The organism is Pseudomonas fluorescens (assembly GCF_040448305.1).
Taxonomy (GTDB): Bacteria; Pseudomonadota; Gammaproteobacteria; order Pseudomonadales; family Pseudomonadaceae; genus Aquipseudomonas; species Aquipseudomonas fluorescens_BH.
In genome coordinates, this window is sequence record NZ_CP148752.1 from 68823 (window position 1) to 88950 (window position 20128).

General features: G+C 59.4%; 17 protein-coding genes. 12 read left to right on the forward strand and 5 right to left on the reverse strand.

Annotated elements, in window-relative coordinates; translation table 11 throughout:
- Positions 1-39 precede the first annotated feature (39 nt).
- On the forward strand, positions 40-960 hold the full coding sequence (gene znuA / locus WHX55_RS00340) for a zinc ABC transporter substrate-binding protein ZnuA (RefSeq protein WP_150728171.1): 921 nt from the start codon (positions 40-42) through the stop codon (positions 958-960).
- A gap of 133 nt (positions 961-1093) precedes the next feature.
- On the opposite strand, the gene WHX55_RS00345 is transcribed toward znuA, so the two are convergent.
- Both WHX55_RS00345 and WHX55_RS00350 read right to left on the reverse strand, forming a co-directional pair.
- Positions 1094-2044 (reverse strand): homoserine kinase, encoded by a 951-nt coding sequence (locus tag WHX55_RS00345; protein ID WP_353741796.1) that lies wholly within the window; start codon positions 2042-2044, stop codon positions 1094-1096.
- A gap of 60 nt (positions 2045-2104) precedes the next feature.
- Positions 2105-2392, reverse strand: coding sequence for a DUF2782 domain-containing protein (locus tag WHX55_RS00350; RefSeq protein WP_353741797.1), 288 nt, complete (start codon positions 2390-2392; stop codon positions 2105-2107).
- Positions 2393-2466: 74 nt separating this feature from the next.
- On the opposite strand from WHX55_RS00350, the gene polA reads away from it, so the two are divergent.
- Positions 2467-5271, forward strand: coding sequence for a DNA polymerase I (gene polA / locus WHX55_RS00355; RefSeq protein ID WP_353741798.1), 2805 nt, complete (start codon positions 2467-2469; stop codon positions 5269-5271).
- A 413-nt stretch (positions 5272-5684) separates the two neighbouring features.
- On the opposite strand, the gene yihA is transcribed toward polA, so the two are convergent.
- The gene (yihA, locus tag WHX55_RS00360) at positions 5685-6329 is read right to left on the reverse strand and encodes a ribosome biogenesis GTP-binding protein YihA/YsxC (RefSeq protein WP_057712595.1); all 645 of its coding nucleotides are present in this window, start codon (positions 6327-6329) and stop codon (positions 5685-5687) included.
- A 191-nt stretch (positions 6330-6520) separates the two neighbouring features.
- Between yihA and WHX55_RS00365 the strand changes: the two genes are divergently transcribed.
- The 7 genes from WHX55_RS00365 (at position 6521) to WHX55_RS00395 (ending at position 13758) form a co-directional block, all read left to right on the forward strand.
- Complete coding sequence (locus tag WHX55_RS00365) at positions 6521-6811, forward strand: c-type cytochrome (protein WP_008002190.1); 291 nt, start codon at positions 6521-6523, stop codon at positions 6809-6811.
- Between the two features lie 45 nt (positions 6812-6856).
- Complete coding sequence (locus WHX55_RS00370) at positions 6857-7486, forward strand: cytochrome c4 (protein ID WP_353741799.1); 630 nt, start codon at positions 6857-6859, stop codon at positions 7484-7486.
- A 200-nt stretch (positions 7487-7686) separates the two neighbouring features.
- Positions 7687-8328 (forward strand): thiol:disulfide interchange protein DsbA/DsbL, encoded by a 642-nt coding sequence (locus WHX55_RS00375; RefSeq protein ID WP_150728177.1) that lies wholly within the window; start codon positions 7687-7689, stop codon positions 8326-8328.
- Between the two features lie 14 nt (positions 8329-8342).
- Complete coding sequence (locus tag WHX55_RS00380) at positions 8343-9221, forward strand: endonuclease/exonuclease/phosphatase family protein (RefSeq protein WP_150728178.1); 879 nt, start codon at positions 8343-8345, stop codon at positions 9219-9221.
- Positions 9218-11197, forward strand: a complete 1980-nt coding sequence (locus WHX55_RS00385; RefSeq protein ID WP_353741800.1) for a diguanylate cyclase — start codon at positions 9218-9220, stop codon at positions 11195-11197. The genes WHX55_RS00380 and WHX55_RS00385 overlap by 4 nt, the downstream gene beginning before the upstream one ends.
- A 91-nt stretch (positions 11198-11288) precedes the next feature.
- Positions 11289-12068, forward strand: a complete 780-nt coding sequence (locus tag WHX55_RS00390) for an N-acetylmuramoyl-L-alanine amidase (RefSeq protein ID WP_150753726.1) — start codon at positions 11289-11291, stop codon at positions 12066-12068.
- 76 nt (positions 12069-12144) lie between these two features.
- Positions 12145-13758: an EAL domain-containing protein gene (locus tag WHX55_RS00395; RefSeq protein ID WP_150753725.1), complete on the forward strand. Its 1614-nt coding sequence runs from the start codon at positions 12145-12147 to the stop codon at positions 13756-13758.
- A gap of 7 nt (positions 13759-13765) precedes the next feature.
- On the opposite strand, the gene WHX55_RS00400 is transcribed toward WHX55_RS00395, so the two are convergent.
- Positions 13766-15556 carry a KinB sensor domain-containing domain gene (locus WHX55_RS00400; protein WP_353741801.1) on the reverse strand — a complete coding sequence of 597 codons (1791 nt, stop codon included), beginning with the start codon at positions 15554-15556 and terminating at the stop codon, positions 13766-13768.
- A 10-nt stretch (positions 15557-15566) separates the two neighbouring features.
- Complete coding sequence (algB, locus tag WHX55_RS00405) at positions 15567-16913, reverse strand: sigma-54-dependent response regulator transcription factor AlgB (protein WP_353741802.1); 1347 nt, start codon at positions 16911-16913, stop codon at positions 15567-15569.
- A 438-nt stretch (positions 16914-17351) separates the two neighbouring features.
- On the opposite strand from algB, the gene WHX55_RS00410 reads away from it, so the two are divergent.
- From WHX55_RS00410 to gltP, 3 genes are all read left to right on the forward strand, one after another.
- Positions 17352-17639 (forward strand): hypothetical protein, encoded by a 288-nt coding sequence (locus WHX55_RS00410; RefSeq protein ID WP_353741803.1) that lies wholly within the window; start codon positions 17352-17354, stop codon positions 17637-17639.
- 71 nt (positions 17640-17710) lie between these two features.
- Positions 17711-17875, forward strand: a complete 165-nt coding sequence (locus WHX55_RS00415) for a DUF1328 domain-containing protein (protein WP_003177151.1) — start codon at positions 17711-17713, stop codon at positions 17873-17875.
- An 840-nt stretch (positions 17876-18715) separates the two neighbouring features.
- Entirely contained in the window at positions 18716-20047 is a 1332-nt protein-coding gene (gene gltP, locus WHX55_RS00420) for a glutamate/aspartate:proton symporter GltP (RefSeq protein ID WP_057712586.1), read from the forward strand.
- Positions 20048-20128 lie beyond the last annotated feature (81 nt).

Genomic DNA, 20128 nt, shown 5'->3' on the forward strand with positions numbered 1-20128 from the left:
TTATTATGTTACCCGTTCTCGCCTCTTCGAGTGGTCATCGTGTCCCGACTTTTTTCTGTTTTTGTCGCATTTATCGCAAGTTTTCTGCTGATCGGTTCGGCGCAGGCCGAGGTCAAGGTCCTTACCAGTATCAAGCCTCTGCAATTGATCGCCGCGGCGGTGCAGGACGGCGTGGCGATTCCTGAGGTTTTGCTGCCGCCGGGTGCTTCGCCGCATAACTATGCGTTGCGCCCTTCCGACGTGCGCAAGGTGCAATCGGTGGACCTGTTGTACTGGATCGGCCCGGATATGGAAGGCTTCCTGCCACGGGTGCTCAATGGTCGTACGTTGCCCAACGTCGCCGTGCAGGATTTGCCAGGCATGAAACTGCGCCGCTTTGCCGAAGATAGCCACTCCCACGCTGAAGAAGCCGACGAACATGACCACGATCACCGTCCGGGCAGCCTGGATTCACACCTGTGGCTATCGCCGGTCAACGCCCGGGTCATCGCCACGAAAATGGCCGCTGACCTGAGTGCCGCCGATCCTGACAATGCCGCGCGCTATCAGAGCAATCTGAAAGCCTTCGACGAGCGTCTCGATGCGTTGGATGCGCGCCTGAAGAAACGCCTGGCCGATGTTCAGGGCAAGCCCTACTTCGTTTTCCACGAAGCCTTCGACTACTTCGAAGACGCCTACGGCCTCAAGCACGTGGGTGTGTTCAGCGTCGCGGCCGAAGTGCAACCCGGTGCCCAGCATGTCGCGGCGATGCGCGCGCGTTTGCAGGAAGTCGGCAAGACCTGCGTGTTCAGCGAACCGCCGCTGCGGCCGCGCCTGGCGGAAACCCTGGTGGCGGGGTTGCCGGTAAAGCTGGCTGAACTGGATGCGCTGGGCGGGTACACGCCGGCGACTGCCCAGGGTTATGAGCAGGTGTTGGAGAAATTGGGGAATGATCTGGCGGGGTGTCTGGAGTCGTTGTAACCGCACCAGACATGTGGGAGCGAGCTTGCTCGCGATTGCTGCATTACATTCAACATCAATGTTGACTGACCCGCCGCTATCGCGAGCAAGCTCGCTCCCACAGGGTTGCGGTGACCCTGCAGGAGCGAAGCTTTTAAAGGGCGAAAGGCAACGGCGTATTGACCGTCTGCCGCTGCGCCAGGCGCAACTGGAACTCCATCGGATCGTGAATCAACACGTCCTGCCCGGCGAACGACTCCGCCGCGATCAAGCGTGACAACCAGAACCGTACGCAAGCCACCCGCAGCAGGGTCGGCCACAACTCGGCTTCGGCAGCGGTGAACGGTCGCAGGGCCGCGTAAGCGCCGAGCAAGGCCCGCGCTCGCGGTCCATCGATCACGCCATCGTCGTCCGAGCACCAGTCGTTCAAGGCAATCGCCACGTCGTAGAGCATCGGCCCGGAGCAGGCGTTGTAGAAGTCGATCAGCCCGGTCAGGTGCGTGCCTTCGAACATCGCATTGTCGCGGAACAGGTCGGCGTGAATGTTCGCCCGTGGCAGTGCCAGGATTTTTTCTTTCTGCCGGGTGATTTCTTCCAGCGCCCGTTGCAGCAAGTCTTTCTGTTCGGCACCGAGGTGCGACAAAAACTGCGTGCCCTCTTCCAGCATCCAGTCCAGGCCGCGATCGGTTTTGCGCTTGATCATGTTGGCCTGGGTCGCCAGGTGCAGATGGCCGAGCAGCTCACCGACCTGCGCACAATGTTGCGCGTTGGCTTGCTTGATGTGCTTGCCGGCCAGGCGTGGTTGCAGCAGTGCAGGTTTGCCCGCCAGTTCGCGCAAGGCCACGCCGTCGGTGGTGCGCAAGGCGTAAGGCACAGGCAGGTTCGCGCCGTGCAGCACGTCGAGCAGTTCGATGAAGAACGGCATTTCCTGAACCGGGCCGCGCTCGACCAGGGTCAGGACAAATTCGCCCTGCTCCAGGCTGATGAAGAAATTGGTGTTTTCGCTACCGGCGGCAATCCCCTGGAAATCAAGCAGGCGGCCGAGGCCATAAGGGGCGAGAAAAGCTTCCAGCTCGGGCCGAGCCAGGGGGGTGAACACAGACATGTTTAAACTGCCAGTACGGGCGCCGCTCGTGAGCCAGCGCCGATTAAAGTTAAGGACGACTTACCATTTAAAAATTTCCCACGCCGGAATCAGCATATCCGGGTAGTCGGAGCGGACGAAGTTACCCTCCGAGCCATCCGCTCGCACCAGGAAATACGGCTTGCCAACCTTCGGGGTGACCTTGATGGCGTACAAAAAGCCGTTTTGGCGGTATTCCTGAATGAGCTTGTCCCCTTCCGTGCGGATCGTGACATCCGGATCTGCCGATGGGGCGTCATCCGCCGCCATGACGGCCAAAGGTGTGATTGCAAACAAGCCAGCCAGCAACAGGCGATTTAGTGTGCACATGATAACCTTGTCCCTTTGTCGTCAACGGTCCCGCTATTCTAGCGCCGGACCCGCCGAAAAGGTTGATCCTGCTCATGAGCCAAGCCCCCCTCGTCCTGGTGGACGGTTCTTCTTACCTGTACCGCGCCTTTCACGCGCTGCCGCCGCTGACCACGTCCAAAGGCCTGCCGACCGGCGCGGTCAAGGGCGTGTTGAACATGCTCAAGAGCCTGCGCAAGCAATATCCGAATAGTCCGTTCGCCGTGGTGTTCGACGCCAAGGGTGGGACTTTTCGCGATGAGATGTTCGCCGAATACAAGGCCAACCGTCCGAGCATGCCCGACGACATGCGCGTGCAGATCGAGCCGCTGCACCAGAGCGTGATCGCCCTGGGCTTCCCGCTGCTGTGCGTCGAAGGCGTCGAGGCCGATGACGTGATCGGTACCCTGGCCCGCAGCAGCGCGGCGGCGGATCGTCCGGTGATCATCTCTACCGGTGACAAGGACATGGCGCAACTGGTCGACGGTCACATTACCTTGGTCAACACCATGACCGGTAGCAGCATGGACGTGGAGGGCGTGAAGGAGAAATTTGGCGTCGCTCCGGAGCAGATCATCGATTATCTGGCGCTCATGGGCGATTCTTCCGACAACATTCCGGGTGTTCCGGGGATTGGTCCGAAGACGGCTTCCGGCCTGCTGGTCGGTGTGAACGGCGGCCTGACCGAGCTCTATGCGCAGCTCGACATCGTGCCGACCCTGCCGATTCGCGGCGCCAAGACCCTGCCGGCCAAGCTCGAAGAGCACAAGGAGATGGCATTCCTCTCCTATCAACTGGCGACCATCAAGGTCGACGTGCCGCTGGACGTTGGGCTCGACGACTTGCAAATGGGTCCTGAAGATCCGGCCAAACTCTACGAGCTGTACACCCTGCTGGAGTTCAAGAGCTGGCTGAACGACCTTGATCGCGACGCCAAACGCCTGGAACTGAGCGCTGCCGCCGAGCCTGCACCGGCCGCCGATCTTTTCAGCGAACCAGAGGCCGAAGCACCGGCCGCCGCTGCTGAAGCCGCCTATGAAACCATCCTCGATCAAGCGCGGTTCGATGCCTGGCTGGAAAAGCTGAACAACGCCAAGCTGTTTGCCTTCGACACCGAAACCACCGGCATCGATGCGCAGCAGGCGCAATTGGTGGGCCTTTCGTTCGCCGTTCAGGCTAACGAAGCGGCTTACATCCCGTTGACCCATTCCTACATCGGCGTGCCGCAGCAACTGGACCGCGACACGGTCCTGCGCGCGCTCAAGCCGATTCTGGAAGACCCGAACAAGCTCAAGGTCGGCCAGCACGCCAAATTCGACATGAACATCCTGGCCAACTGCGCCATCGGCGGCGATCAGGACAACGGCATTACCGTGCGTGGCATCGCCTTCGACACCATGCTTGAGTCCTACGTGCTCAACTCCACGGCCACGCGCCATGACATGGACAGCCTGGCGCAGAAGTATCTGGACCACACCACGGTGAGTTTCCAGGACATCGCCGGCAAAGGCGTGAAACAGCTGACATTCGATCAGATCGCCCTGGAGCAGGCCGGGCCTTACGCCGCCGAAGATGCGGATATCACCTTGCGTCTGCACCAGACCCTGTTCGAAAAGCTCTCGGCCATTCCGAGCCTGGCCAGTGTGCTGACCGACATCGAAATCCCGTTGGTGCCGGTATTGGCGCGTATCGAGCGCCAGGGCGCATTCGTCGACGCCGCCTTGCTGGGCGTGCAAAGCATCGAACTGGGCGACAAGATGGTGGCGCTGGAGCGTGAAGCCTTCGAGATTGCAGGGGAGGAATTCAACCTCGGTTCACCCAAGCAACTTGGCGTCATCCTTTACGAGAAGCTCGGCCTGCCGGTACTGAAGAAAACCGCCAAGGGCCAGCCGTCTACTGCCGAAGAAGTGCTGGCCAAACTGGCAGAAGACGACTATCGATTGCCCAAAGTGCTCATGGAATACCGCTCCATGAGCAAGCTGAAAAGCACCTACACCGACCGTCTACCGGAGCAGATCAACCCGCGTACCGGGCGGATCCATACCTCGTATCACCAGGCGGTGGCGTCCACCGGGCGGCTGTCCTCCAGCGATCCGAACCTGCAGAACATCCCGGTGCGCACCGCCGAAGGGCGACGCATCCGCCAGGCCTTCGTGGCCCCGGCCGGTTACAAGCTGCTGGCGGCGGACTATTCGCAGATCGAACTGCGTATCATGGCGCACCTGTCCCGGGATGAAGGGCTGATGAACGCCTTCCGCCACAATCTGGACGTACACACCGCGACCGCCGCCGAAGTGTTCAAGGTCGAACTGGCCGACGTGACCTCCAACCAGCGTCGCAGCGCCAAGGCGATCAACTTCGGTCTGATCTATGGCATGGGTGCGCAGAAGCTCGGCAAGGACATCGGCGTCGACACCAAGACCGCCAAGGCCTACATCGATACCTACTTCGCCCGGTACCCCGGCGTTCGCCAGTACATGGACCGCACGCGTGCCCAGGCCGCCGAGCAAGGTTATGTCGAGACCTTCTTCGGCCGTCGTCTGTACCTACCGGACATCAACTCCAACAAGCCGCAAGAGCGCGCCGCCGCCGAACGCACGGCGATCAACGCACCGATGCAAGGCACCGCAGCAGACATCATCAAGAAAGCCATGGTCGCGGTGGATAACTGGCTGACCGCGTCGGGCCTCGACGCCAAAGTCATCTTGCAGGTACACGATGAACTGGTACTCGAGGTGCGTGAAGACCTGGTCGACCAGGTTCGCGATGAAATTCGCGTGCACATGAGCGAGGCGGCGAAACTGGATGTGCCGTTGCTGGTCGAAATGGGTATTGGAAATAACTGGGATGAGGCTCACTGAGGCCTTTGAACAGACCTTTTCTGCTGCGGCATAGTGCCGCGGCAGAAGGGTGCAAAACAGCTCAGTCCGGAGGGCTATCAGAGTTATTTCAAAGCTATTTGAAAAAGATCTGAACTAATCTTGCACACCACCACTCAGAGATACTGAATGGCTGGTGAAGCCCTTCGATGCTCCTATGTTGTGTTAAGTGTTGGCAGATATCTGGACCCCGCCCTAGCGGTCTAGAGCTTCAACCCCGGAACTTCTCCCTCCCCATATGAAGCCCGGGGTTTTTTTTGCCCCGAGAAAAACTGTCCGTGATGCGCTCATGCTGCGTTAAAAGCGCGGCTCGAAATGCTCATTTAGGACCCTAAACTCCGCTTTCGAGCCGCGCTTTTGCCTTGCCTGAGCGCACCACAAACAGTTTTTGATATTTATTGAATCTCTGCTTCGGCACCCTTGTCCGCCAGCTCCATCCAGCCAGCCAGTACGGTGTAGGCATCTTCCAGGCCCATGCGTTTCGGGGCCGAAAACAGCTGGATTGTCACCAGATCGCCCCAGCCCTTGCGGATTTCCGCCTGAACCTTGAGCAGCGTGTTCTTGGCCGCGCCATAGGTCAGCTTGTCCGCTTTGGTCAGCAGAATGTGCATCGGCATGCCGGCAGCCACTGCCCAGTCGAGCATCAGCAGGTCGAAATCGGTCATCGGATGGCGGATGTCCATCATCAGGATCAGACCTTTCAAACTCTCGCGACCACCCAGATATGCCTCCAGGTGACGCTGCCAGTGTTGCTTGAGCGGGATCGGTACTTTTGCATAACCGTAGCCCGGCAGGTCGACCAGACGGCGTTCATCGTCTAGCTTGAAGAAGTTCAACAGCTGTGTGCGCCCCGGGGTTTTCGAGGTGCGCGCCAGGCTGGCGTGGGTCAGGGTGTTCAAGGCACTCGACTTGCCGGCGTTGGAACGCCCGGCGAAGGCGACTTCGAAGCCCTCGTCATCCGGACATTGGTCGACTTTGGCGGCGCTGAGCATGAAGGTGGACTGTTGGCACAGACCGAGGATGGGATTCTTGAGTTGCATGGGATTTCCGATGTGGGCGGCGCCAGGAATGGGCGCGGCAAGCAGTGTCGCTTCCGTTTCAGTGACGCCAGTATATAATGCCGCAGATTTTGTGTGCGCTTTGTCCCAGCGTAGGATGAAGTTCACGAGAGCGACAGACCTTGATTGCGCACTAGAACGCAGCTCGCTCTCAACCCTGAAAAGGTCGTTTTATGACGAAATGGCTGCTAGCTGCCGGTGTCTTGATGCCGCTTTACAGCGCTCAGGCTACACAGGATCCGGAAGCTGTGTACAACCGTGTTTGTGGTGCCTGTCATTCCGGCCAACTACCCATGGCGCCGAAAAAAGGCGATCAGGAAGCTTGGACGCCGAGGTTGGCGAAAGGTATGGAGACGCTGGTGCAACACGTGACCCAGGGTTTCAAGGCGATGCCGCCGCGTGGTTTGTGCATGGACTGCAGTGCCGAGGATTACCAAGCCATCATCCTTTGGATGAGCGAGTAAGCCCGGTCCATAACTCTTAACCCTTAGCCGTAGTTGGATTAGCTGATGAAGAAATTGATCGTGAGTCTGCTGTTGACCGTGGGCATCTCCGGCATGGCCCATGCTGCAGGTGAGGCAGTACAACCGGGTGATGCAAAAGCCGGCCAGGCCAAAGCCGCCGTCTGTGGCGCCTGCCACGGCCCGGATGGCAACAGCATGGCGCCAAACTTTCCAAAACTGGCAGGTCAGGGTGAACGCTACCTGACCAAGCAATTGCACGACATCAAGTCGGGCAAGCGCACTGTTCTGGAAATGACCGGTCTGCTGACCAACCTGAGCGATCAGGACCTGGCGGACATCTCCGCCTACTTCGCCAGCCAGAAAGGCAGCGTCGGTGCCGCCGATCCGAAGATCGTCGCTCGCGGTGAAGCCCTGTTCCGTGGTGGTGACCTGGCCAAGGGCCTGCCAGCCTGCACCGGTTGCCACTCGCCAAATGGCACAGGTAACGCGGCTGCCGGTTTCCCGCACCTGGGTGGCCAGCACGCTCAATACGTCGGCAAGCAACTGGTCGATTTCCGCAAGGAAGAAGGCGGCCGCACCAACGACGGCGATACCAAGCCCATGCAGAGCATTGCCAAGAAGCTGAGCGACGAAGACATCGCCGCGGTGTCCAGCTACATTCAGGGCCTGCACTAAGGCCGGTGGATCGGGCGTTGAACGGGGTGCTTATCGCCTGCAACGTTAACGCTCGATTAATCCGTCCCGGCAAGTATAAAAAGGGTGGCCTTGGCCGCCCTTTTTTGTGGCCGCTGCCGCTACACTACAGAACTCAAGCCCGCCAGGATCTGTCTGATAACAAGTCGCGCGAGGCGATAAAATTTGTCCAGGAGTAAAGCATGCGTAATCTGATCATCAGCGCCGTTTTTGCCGCTGCCAGCCTGTTCGGCATGACTGCCCAGGCCGCTGACGCCCCCGCCGCACCTTATGTTGAACTGAGCAATCCGGTTCCGGTCGCCGTACCTGGCAAGATCGAAGTGGTAGAGCTGTTCTGGTACGGCTGCCCGCATTGCTACGCCTTCGAGCCAGTGATCAATCCCTGGGCCGAGAAGTTGCCTTCCGACGTGAACTTCGTCCGTATCCCGGCCATGTTCGGTGGCCCTTGGAATGCACATGGCCAGTTGTTCCTGACCCTCGAAGCGATGGGTGTCGAACACAAGGTCCATACTGCGGTGTTCGAAGCGATCCAGAAAGAACATAAAAAGCTGACCGACAAGAATGACATGGCAGATTTCCTGGCCACACAGGGCGTCGACAAGGATAAATTCCTGGCGACCTTCGATTCTTTCGCCATCAAAGGCCAAATCAACAAAGCCACTGAATTGGCCAAAAAATATGAAATCACCGGTGTTCCAACCTTGATCGTCAACGGCAAATATCGCTTCGACGTGGGTTCTGCCGGCGGCGCTGAACAGGCCCTGCAACTGGCCGACAAACTGATCGACAAAGAGCGAGCGGCTAACAAGGCTGCCGCCAACTAAGGGCAGTCACTGCCATGCGCCGATGGGGTACTGAACGCATCGTTGGCCTGCATGATCCGCGGGTCAACGAGCATCATCTGGAGTCCACGGGCCTGCCCGCAGACAGTCGTCTGCGCTTGCTCAGTTTCAATATCCAGGTCGGTATCAGTACCGAGCGCTATCGGCATTACCTGACCCGGGGCTGGCAGCACCTGCTGCCGCACACCGGGCGTGCCGACAATCTGCAGAAAATCGGCAATCTGCTGGGCGACTTCGATCTGGTCGCCTTGCAAGAGGCCGATGGCGGCAGCCTGCGATCAGGCTACGTCAATCAGGTTGAACACCTGGCCCATCTCGGTGCCTTTCCCTACTGGTATCAACAACTCAATCGCAATCTCGGTCGCCTGGCCCAGCACAGCAACGGCGTGCTCAGTCGATTGCGCCCGTGGGCAATTGAAGATCATCCGTTGCCGGGGCCAAAGGGTCGCGGAGCCATTCTGGTACGGTTCGGCGAAGGCCCGGAAGCGCTGGTGGTGGTCATGATGCACCTGGCGTTGGGCGCCCGGGCGCGCAGCCTGCAACTGGCCTACATCCGCGAGTTGATTGGCGACTACAAGCATCAGGTACTGATGGGCGACATGAACACCCATGCCAGCGACCTGCTGCAACATTCCCCGTTGCGCGATCTCGGTCTACTCGCGCCGCAACTGGAAGCAACGTTTCCCAGCTGGCGCCCACAGCGCTGCCTGGACCATATCCTGCTGAGCCCGAGCCTGACCCTGGAAAAGGTCGAGGTGCTGGCACAGCCCATTTCCGATCACCTGCCGGTCGCGGTAGAGATTCGTTTGCCGGGTTCGCTCACGGCCGATGCATTGCCCGCGTTGAGTCCTGCCCTTCGCGGAACCCATGAATGAGCGACGAAGCACAGCGCTGGAAAGAGAAATACCTCAAAAGCATCGAACAACAGGAAAAACTCGAGCGTCGCTGGGACGCACGGCTCGACTTGCTGCGTCGCGGTCTGGTGCGCAGCACCCTGGCGGCGGAAGGTACTGACCGCGCCGTTGACCAATGCATGAAGGAAATGCGCGAGGTCGTGCGCACCGATGACATGGACGCCGGCCTGGCCGCGCTGATTCCGCGCCTGGAAAAAGCCGTGCTCGACTCCGAACAGCGTCGGGAAACCCGGGTCAACCAGACCAGTGCCGCCCTGACTGCGCTGGTCACGCAACTGCAAACATTGCCGCTGCCACGGGATGTGAGTCGGCCACTCAAGAGTTTCGCCAAGCAGCTGGATGCGCGGGTCAGTCAGGCGCGTGAGATACCCTTGCTGCTCAGCGAGCTGAGCGGCTTGCAAGGCAAGGCCCTGAGCCAGCTGGAGACCCCGACGGAGAACGGCCGGCCGGGCTTGCTGCTGCGGTTGTTCGGCGGGCGTGAAGTGCAGGAGGTGGTGGCATCAGCGGCTACTTCTCCTGCCCAGGCCTCTGTAGCCGAGAACCCTGCGGCAACTTTCGAGGTACCCCCTGCTGCGCGAGTTGAAGGCGAGTCTGCGCCGACCGAGCCAGCCGTGGCTGCGTCTGCTCCGAAAGTCGTGGCTTTTGCCCCAGCGCCTGTGGAGCCTCAACCAGCCAGTGCAACCGCGGCAGAAATCGGATCGGCCGAGCAACCGACCCCGGAAACCATCGCGACGCGTCCTGAGTCGCAAACAAACCCCGACGAGCTGACCGCGCAAGCATCGCCCGATAGCTTGCCCTTACCTCCGATTCCGACGCAGGACGTGGTCGTCGTCGATCAGGCGCCATCCGAACACGACATTCTCTACGCACTCCCGGACTCCCCCGAGCCCTCCTACAGCTCGGTGGCCAGTCACATCGAAGACACGCTGCTGGGGCTGCTCGACGACCTGACATTGCCCGAGCGTCATCGCCCGCAAGCCGAATCCATGCGCGATCGTCTGAAAAACGGTCTGAACTGGTACGAATTACTGCCGATCCTCGACGACTTCGCCACGTTGATGCTGGCCATTACCGACAGCGGCCAGCATGAGTTCGAAGCCTATCTGCAACGACTGAACGAGCGCCTCGAATCGTTCCAGAGCAACTTGCAGGCCGCCACTGCTGGACACGCCGACAACCGCTCGGCTGCGCGGCAGATGGACACGCAGATCCGCGAACAGGTCGATGGCCTGCAAAGCAGCATGCAGGAAGCCGCAGACCTGGAAGATCTCAAGCACGTTCTGGAAAACCATCTCGAAGGCTTGCTGGGCACCATGGACCAGCACCAGAAACAGCGCGATGAGCGCGAGCAAGAGGTCGCTGTGCGCCTGCACAGTCTGGCCGAGCGGGTTGCCCATATGGAGCAGGAGGCCCAGGGCTATCGCGAGCACCTTGAAGAGCAACGGCAGAAGGCATTGGTCGACCCGTTGACCGGGCTGCCCAACCGCGCGGCCTGGAGCGAGCGCCTGGATCATGAAGTCACGCAATGGCAGCAACATGGCAACACGCTGCTGCTGGCCATGCTCGACCTCGATCATTTCAAGCGTATCAACGATAACTATGGGCACCTGGCTGGTGACAAAGTGCTGAAAATCATCGCCAGCGTGTTGCGCAAGCGGCTGCGCGGGACGGATTTCATTGCCCGGTTTGGCGGCGAAGAGTTTGTGCTGTTAATGCCATCCACGGTGCCGGCGGCGGGGCTGAAATTGCTGGAAAGCTTGCGTGCCTCCATTGAGGCCTGTCCGTTCCACTTCAAGGGAGAGCCGGTGACCATCACCGTGTCTATCGGAATGACAGCGTTCAGGCCGGGAGAGCACGGCGATCAAGTGCTTAAAAGAGCCGATCAGGCGCTGTATCGCGCAAAAAATGCCGGCCGCAACCGCGTGGAGCCGGGCTGATCGTCAATTGTTCCATTTTGTTTGATTGCCGTCAGCCCGCCAGGCACTACGTTACACTGTTGCATTATTGTCTTGTGTGTACTGTCTTCCCATGAAATATTTTGCTCTGATCGCGTCTCTGATTCTGCTGGCCGGCTGCGCCAGCGGTCCCCGTTTCGACACCAGCCACCCTTCGGCCAATTACGACAGCCGCGTGCAATTTGTGGTGGTGCATTACACCAATGCCTCGCTGGAGCGTTCGTTGCAATTGCTGACCCACGGTGAAGTCAGCAGCCATTACCTGATCGGCGACGACAAGGGCGCCACCATCTACAAGTTGATGGATGAAAATGTGCGGGCCTGGCACGCCGGGGAGAGCGAGTGGGATGGCCGGACCTGGCTGAATTCCAGCTCTATCGGTATCGAAATCGTCAATCCGGGTTTCAAGGACACCCCGACCGGACGGGTGTGGTATCCCTACACCGAAGATCAGGTCCAGTCGTTGATCGTGTTGCTCAAGGACATCAGCAAACGCCACGGCATAAAGCCTCGCGACATCATTGGCCATAGCGATATTGCACCAATGCGCAAGCTGGACCCGGGGCCGCTGTTCCCCTGGAAGCGTCTGGCCGCCGAAGGCTTGGGCCTCTGGCCGAATGAACAGTCGGTGGCGCGCCAGCAAATGCTGTTCGCCGAGCAGTTGCCGAGCATCAGCTGGTTTCAGGCGCAGTTGGCCCGCCTGGGTTATGCCTCGCCACAAACCGGTGAGCTCGATGTCGCGACACGACATGTGATCGCGGCATTTCAGATGCGTTTCCGTCCGGCGCGCTTCGATGGCACTCCGGATGCGCAAACTGCCGCGCTACTTTTGGTGTTGAATCAGACAAAATAATGACGCCCGCCCGACGGTCAGGGCTTTTTTCCAATCAGCAGCTATAACTCATTGGTAATCCTTCGGATATTACACAATGACTGTTGCTCGAGAGACCCTCCGTAGTTGGTTCCATCGCCCCTGGTTCCTGGGGCTGATGTCTACTGTCTTGAGCGCAACGTTATTGATGGCCGGCAGCCTGTTCGTCGCCATACACCAGGTCGAGCAAAACGAAAGCGAAGAAATGAATGCTCAGGGCGAACGCTTCCTCGCCCGCCTGGAGCAGCTCTTCGGGCAACTGCGTGAAAGCCTTGACGACCTTGAAGCGCAACCGTTGCGCGGTTGCGATGCTGAAATGATCGCAACCTTGCAACAGGTTTCGTTCAATTATCGCTTCGTCTACGAAGCCGCCTACATGGACTCCTCGCGAATCTGCTCCAATCGTCCTCGCCAGGAAGGGCTGTCGCTGAGTCGATCGCCAGACATCAAAGGCCCGACTTACAGCTATTGGCTCAACACCACCACCGAACCCGATGAAAACCGCGCCGCGCTGATGCTCGGGCGCGGGAATTTCCGGGTGGCGACCTCTCGCGGGCATTTGACCGATATGGTCGACCTGTCGCCGGGCAGCAGCCTGCTGGTGGTCCTGGACCATGGCGCGCGCGCGATTCCGGTGCTCGGCGCTTCTCAGGTCTGGCCGCCGGCCGAGGCCTGGCCACCGAAAAACCGTGATGCGCTGCAGATCACCCAGACACGCCTGATATACCGCATGCCCACCGACAACCCGGAATATCAATTGGTGTTGATCAGCCCACGCACCGGCATGCATATCCCGGCGGTCTGGTGGTGGTTGCTGCCGGCCAGCCTCGCGCTGGGCATATGCGTTGGGTTCCTGGTGTTTCTGCTGGTGCGCCAGCGGCAGTCGCTGGACGCCGAACTGGCCGGCGCGATTCGCCGTGGCGAGTTGCAGGTGCTGTATCAACCGATCTTCGACCTTGATAGCCGCAACTGTGTCGGGGCTGAAGCACTGCTTCGCTGGCGCAGGCCGGACGGCACCCTGACCAGTCCCGACCTGTTCATTCCGATGGCGGAGAACACCGGGCAGATTCGCCAGATGACGGACTTCGTCCTGCAACGCCTGCTCGAGCAACTCGGCCAGTTGTTGCGTGCCAACCCGCAACTGTACATCTCGGTCAATCTCGCGGCGTGTGATGTGATGGTTCCGCGGATTGGCCAGGTGATGGCGCGGCTGCTGACCCTGCATCGCGTCGCTGCGCGGCAAATTGCCTTTGAAGTCACCGAGCGCGGGCTGGTCGATGTGGTGGTGGCCCGGGAAAACCTGCAAGCGCTACGGGATGTCGGGCACCAGGTGTTGATCGATGACTTTGGCACCGGCTATTGCAGCCTCGCCTATTTGCAGACCCTGCCGGTCGATTGCCTGAAAATCGACAAGGCGTTCATTGATGCGTTGGGTCATGACGCCGCCAGCAGCGGTGTGGCTCCGCACATCATTCACATGGCCCAGTCGCTGCACCTGAAGGTGATTGCCGAGGGCATCGAGCATGAGGCCCAGGCCGCGTTTCTGTGCAGCGAAGGCGTGAAGTTCGGCCAGGGCTGGCTTTTCGCCCGCGCGCTGAGCGCAGTGCAGTTCACTGAATTGATTACCCGGGGGCGGCGTCGGGGAGGCCGGCGCCTGGATGATGAAGCGTGAGGGTGACCTACACGGTCAGCGTCATATAGAACTGAGTACCCTGCCCCGGCCGTGAATAGACGCCTATCCGCCCGCCATGCAATTGCACGATTTCCTTGCACAGCGCCAAGCCGAGCCCGGCCCCGCCCTTCTTGCGTCCGACCTGCACGAAGGGCTCGAAGATCCGCCCTTGCTGGCCGTAGGCAATGCCTTCGCCGTTGTCCTCGACACTGATGATGACCCGGTCACCGTGGCGCCGGGCCTGCAAGCGTATCTGCCCGCCGGAGCCGGTGTGACGCAAGGCGTTGTCGAGCAAGTTGTCGAGTACCCGCTCCAGTTGTGGCTGGTCGGCCTGCAACCGCGGCAAAGGTCCCTGTACTTCCACCAGCAGATTGATTTCCTTCTCTTCAGCCGATGTGGCAAAGCGTGACTGAGCCTGTTCCAGCAATGCCTCGATGGAGCACGGCGCCAGGGTGAGTTTCTGCAAACCGTTCTGGTAACGGGAGAAATTCAGCAGGTCATTGATCAACTGCATCAGCCGCTGCATCTCTTCATTCACGGTATCGAGCAGGTCGGCTTCCCGGGAATCCGGGGCAAAGTGCGCGCGCTCACGGAACAATCCGAAGGCCATGTGCATGCCGGTGACCGGTGTGCGCAATTCATGGGAGGCGCGCAATACGAACTCGCTGCGTACCCGTTCGAAGGCACGCTGTTCCGTGACGTCATGCAGCACCATCACGGCACCGAGAATATGGCCCTGGGTATGGCTGACCGGGGTCAGGCTATAGGTCAGCAGTCGCGACTCGCCGTCGACTTCGACATTCAAGTCTTCCGGCGCCCGTTCCAGCGTGCCGCCGCGCAGTACCAGTTGCAGCTGCTCATCGAGTTCGGGGCGCTCCAGCGCCGTGCCCAATCCTTGACCCAGACGATCGGACTCCCAGCCCAACTGACGCTGGGCTACAGGGTTAAGGTGTTCCAGATGACCCTGACGGTCGATCATCAGCAGGCCGTCGTCGATGCTGTCGAGCACGGCCTGCAAACGCTGCTGACCGGCCAGCAGCTCATCGACATTGGTGGCCTGATGTTCACGCAGCGCTTGGGCCATGATCCCGAAACGCCGGGTCAGCTGGTTCAGTTCCATCGCCGAAGAAATCGGCAGGGTGACATCGAAATTGCCCTGGCCGATATTGTCCGCCGCCTTGGCCAGCGCCTCGATGGGCTCCCCGAAACGCCGGGCGATGGCCTGTGCGGTCACGAAGCCGATGATCAGCACCGCCAGCCCCACCAGGCCAAGCAGCCCGGCAATCAGCAGTGCCTGCTCCCGGGCCTGGCGCTCGGTATCGCTGATGTTATCCAGCGCGCGCTTGTGCTCGGCGATCAGGCCATTGCGTAGCGCGTTGAATTTTTCCGTCAGGTTATCGTGGCTACTAAGCACATTCGACGGGTCCGGGGACGTTTCATAAGCCTGGATAAAGCTCTCGTAGTCGGCCTTGGCTTTTCTGAAGCCGTGCTCGCTTGCGGTTTCCTCCGGCTCCTGGGCGATGCCTTCCTCCAGCAGTTCGAAGTAATGCTGCTTCGAGGCGGCGAAAGCGGCGGAGTCAGGCTTCTCGCTGAGCATGATGATCAGTTGATCACCCAGGGTCTGACGCAGCTTGAGCCCCAGGTCCAGGGTGATGAAGTTACTGCGGATCAGGGCTTCCTGGCTGCCGGCCATCTGCATCACGCTGACCAGCCCGAGCAAGAGTCCGAGCAAGGCGGCGGTGATCAGTGCGGAGATGCTCAGGAAAAGCCGGGTCCGCAATTTCAGCGCCAGTTTCATCGGCTATTGCTCACAAGTTGTACTGTTTGCGTTTGCGGTACAGCGTCGAGGCGTCGATGCCCAGAGTTTTCGCCGCTTGATCCAGCGTATCGGCGGTGGCGAGGACCGCGCCGATGTGGGCCTTTTCCAGCTCCTCCAGGCTCAGTGCCGCGCCGATGTGCGGTGTATTGTTGACCGGGGTTTCGGCCATGCCCAGATGACTGATCTCGACCCGCTCCTGTGGACAGATGATGCTCGCCCGCTCGATCACGTTGCGCAGCTCACGGATGTTGCCCGGCCAGCGATAACCCAATAGTGCTTCCCGGGCCTCGTCGCTGAAGGCGCGCGCGGGACGGGCGTACTCCTTGACGAAGCGCGCCAGGAAACGATCGGCCAGGTTGAGAATATCTTCGCGGCGTTCGCGTAGCGGTGGCAGGTGCAAGGTGATGACATTCAGGCGATAGAGCAGGTCTTCACGGAAGCGACCGTCGCGGACCATGTCCTCAAGGATGAGGTTGGTGGCCGCAAGGATGCGCACATCGGCACGGCGGGTCACCGGATCACCGACGCGCTCATATTCCTTGTCCTGAATAAAACGCAGCAACTTCGGCTGCAACGTAAGGGGAAAGTCGCCGATTTCGTCGAGAAACAGCGTTCCGCCGTCGGCCTGGTTGACTCGCCCCAAGGTGCTTTCGCTGGCACCGGTGAAGGCGCCGCGGCTGTGGCCGAAGAGTTCGCTTTCCATGAGCTCGGTGGACAGCGACGGGCAGTTGATCGTGACGCAGGATTTCTTCGCGCGTTTGCTCCAGCCGTGGATGGCTTGGGACAGCTCGCCTTTACCGGTCCCGGATTCACCCAGAATCAGGATATTGGCATCGGTCGTGGCAACCTGACGGGCGGTTTCGAGTACCACTTTCATGGCCGGGCTGTGGGAGTCCAGACCATCCTTGGGCCTGCGCACTTCACCTTCCAGGGCTTCCAGTCGCGCCGACAGTTTCCGCACTTCCAGTTGCTTGGCGGTTGCCAGCCGCAGTTGATCGGGGCTGCACGGTTTGACCAGATAGTCGGCGGCACCGGCCTGAATCGCATCCACTGCCGTGTCGACGGCTGAGTGCGCAGTGACGATCACCACCCGCATCCAGGGCGCCTGGATACGCATCTGGGCCAGCACATCGAGGCCGTTGTCTTCACCCAGACGCAAATCGAGGAAGCACAGGTCGAAGACCTGCCGCTGCAACAGGGCTTCTGCCTGCGCGGCGCTGGTGGCGGTGGCCACGCTGTAGCCTTCGTCTTCGAGGCAATAACGGAAAGTACGCAGGATGGCGGACTCATCATCCACCAGCAGAATGCGGCCTTGATGCTCAGTGGCTGATTCCATTTTCCTGCGCTCCTTAATGACTGATCTTTATTTAGTCCCGGAGAAATCGGGCAAGTTGCATGATTGATTCTGAGCCATTCCTGTCATGGCAGGGTAGCTCTCATCCGATGTATCGGTTAGCCACCTGATTTTTCGGGTCTTTTAATGGATGCCTGGTTTCTGACAGCGGCCAGCGTGAATTTCTGACATCCGCGTCCTCCTCTCAATTCAAAAAAATTACGTCTTCCTTCAAACCAATCGTGCAATACGCACGACTGCACCAGTGGCATCGTGCAGGATGCGCGCGAAGTGATTTCTTTGATGCTCATAAGATATTGATATTAAAGGTAATTAATTCGATTCAAAGCTGGCATGCGCTCTGCAATTGTCTGGTTGACCAGGGCATTCAAAAACAAACGCCCGCTATCGAATACCGACCCGAGTGGTAGGAGTTCCAGGATGAATCGTCAACGTGTCGCTCACCTGCATCTCTCGCCTGTGCATATCCAGCAAGGCCTGTTTGCTGTTCTGGCGCTGTTGATCACCCTGATCGTCAGCCAGCAGTTTCTGCGCTGGGAGCAGAGCCTGCAGCCGGAAGCGCCATGCCTGTCGATTCCGCATTCGACCCAAACCCATTTCAGCGCTGTCAGCAGCGGTCAGGCCGATAGCACCCCGATGCGCATGATGGATGTCGACCAGGCCGGGCCTGTGGGTGAGATGCGTCATCAAGAGCGTTGGGTGTTCTAGGCAAAACTTCCGCCGCACCCCATGCGCCGGGAAACGCAGCACCTCTAAACACAAGCGTAAGGAGAATCACTATGTTGAGCTGGGCAATCACATTCCTGATTATCGCCATCATCGCCGCTGTATTGGGCTTCGGTGGTATCGCGGGCACCGCCACGGGTATCGCCAAGATTCTGTTTGTCGTGTTCCTGGTGATGTTCATTGCCTCCTTCTTCTTTGGCCGTCGCGGTCGAGGCTGACATGAGAGGGTTGTTCAAGACACCGGCAGCCGCCCTGTTGGGCGGTAGTGCCATGGCATGCGGGCTGGCGTTTCCCCGACATGCCTGACCTGCGCATGCAGGTCTTGTTGATAGAACATTTGAGTTTGTACACGAAGGAGGCCACAGCGCCTCTTTCCACCTGCGCCACCTGAGGAGGGCCGGCGCATGACCAAGGGGTCGGGACGTTCTGCCTGTTTCAGGGGCGGAGTGACCTACGGGTACAGGGAGTACCTGCGCAAGGGCCGGGTCAGGAAAAGCTGCTGCGCAAGTTCGCCGGACCGCCAAGGCTCGACGGGCTTGCGAAGGGCTTGATCACGCAACACATTGAAATAGAGCGCTCGTCCCGATTTCATCACTGTTTTCTCGTTCTTGTCCTTGTTACGTCGGAAAATACTTTTCCCGGTGTTTCACCAGCGACCGTATATCGAGAAAAATCACCCTTCTTTGGCCGCGATTTTTCGCTTCGTCCGGCGAGATTTTGCTGAAAAATCAACGCTCGGCCACTGCTCAAAAAACATTCAATCTGCTCTGTGATGGCCGGTTCACGGCACTTATGCCTGCTGAAATGTCGTATTCGAACCGGTTGGGACGCGCGTTTCGCTAAAAAAACCTCATGCCGATTCGGCATAGGGTAGGCGTTTACGGCATTAGACGGCGCTCCCTTGCATCGGAATAGTTGCGCCTTTTTTCGCCTGCCAGAGAGCCGTAAACACGCGCTCCGGGGCACCTTATACGGGGGGCAGATGCACTGGACTTTTTCGCCACAAGCGTTCCAGTTCGCGCATCTCCCTGAGTCAAACAACAAGTAAGGGTAAAGATATGAAGAAGGCAAAGCTTAGCCTCGCCTGGCAGATCCTCATCGGTCTGGTATTGGGGATTGCAATCGGTGCGCTGCTCAACCATTTCAGTGCCGAAAAAGCCTGGTGGATCAGCAACGTCCTGCAACCGGCAGGCGATATCTTTATCCGTCTGATCAAGATGATCGTGATCCCGATCGTCATCTCCTCTTTGATCGTCGGCATTGCCGGCGTCGGTGACGCCAAGAAGCTGGGGCGCATCGGCTTCAAGACCATCATCTACTTCGAAATCGTCACCACCATCGCCATCGTGGTCGGTCTGCTGCTGGCCAACCTGTTCCATCCGGGTGCCGGCATCGACATGAGCACCCTGGGCACTGTGGACATTTCCAAGTACCAGGCTACGGCGGCCGAGGTTCAGCATGAACACGCGTTCATTGAAACCATCCTCAACCTGATCCCGTCGAACATCTTCGCGGCCATGGTTCGCGGCGAAATGCTGCCGATCATCTTCTTCTCCGTATTGTTCGGTCTCGGTTTGTCGAGCCTGCAGGCGGACCTGCGCGAGCCGCTGGTGAAGATGTTCCAGGGCGTATCGGAAAGTATGTTCAAGGTCACTCACATGATCATGAACTACGCCCCGATCGGCGTGTTCGCACTGATCGCGGTGACTGTGGCCAACTTCGGCTTCGCATCGCTGATACCGCTGGCCAAACTGGTGATCCTGGTTTACGTCGCCATCGCCTTCTTCGCTTTCGTGATCCTGGGCCTGATCGCTCGCCTGTTCGGCTTCTCGGTGATCAAGCTGATGCGCATCTTCAAGGATGAACTGGTACTGGCCTACTCCACCGCCAGCTCCGAAACCGTGCTGCCGCGCGTGATCGAGAAGATGGAAGCCTACGGCGCACCGAAAGCCATTTGCAGCTTCGTGGTGCCGACCGGTTACTCGTTCAACCTCGACGGTTCGACCCTGTACCAGAGCATCGCGGCGATCTTCATTGCCCAGCTGTATGGCATCGACCTGTCGATCAGCCAGCAACTGTTGCTGGTACTGACCTTGATGGTCACCTCCAAGGGTATCGCCGGCGTACCGGGCGTGTCCTTCGTGGTACTGCTGGCCACCCTTGGCAGCGTCGGTATTCCACTGGAAGGCCTGGCGTTCATTGCCGGTGTCGACCGCGTCATGGACATGGCCCGTACCGCCCTGAACGTGATCGGCAACGCACTGGCTGTTCTGGTTATCGCTCGTTGGGAAGGCATGTACGACGACGCCAAAGGCCAGCGTTACTGGAACTCCCTGCCGCACTGGCGCAGCAAGGAAAAACTGCCGGCGGGTGAAACCTCCAGCAATTGATACAAAACCTGTGGGAGCGAGCTTGCTCGCGATGACGGACTGACAGTCACCGTTGATGTCGACTGATACACCGCTATCGCG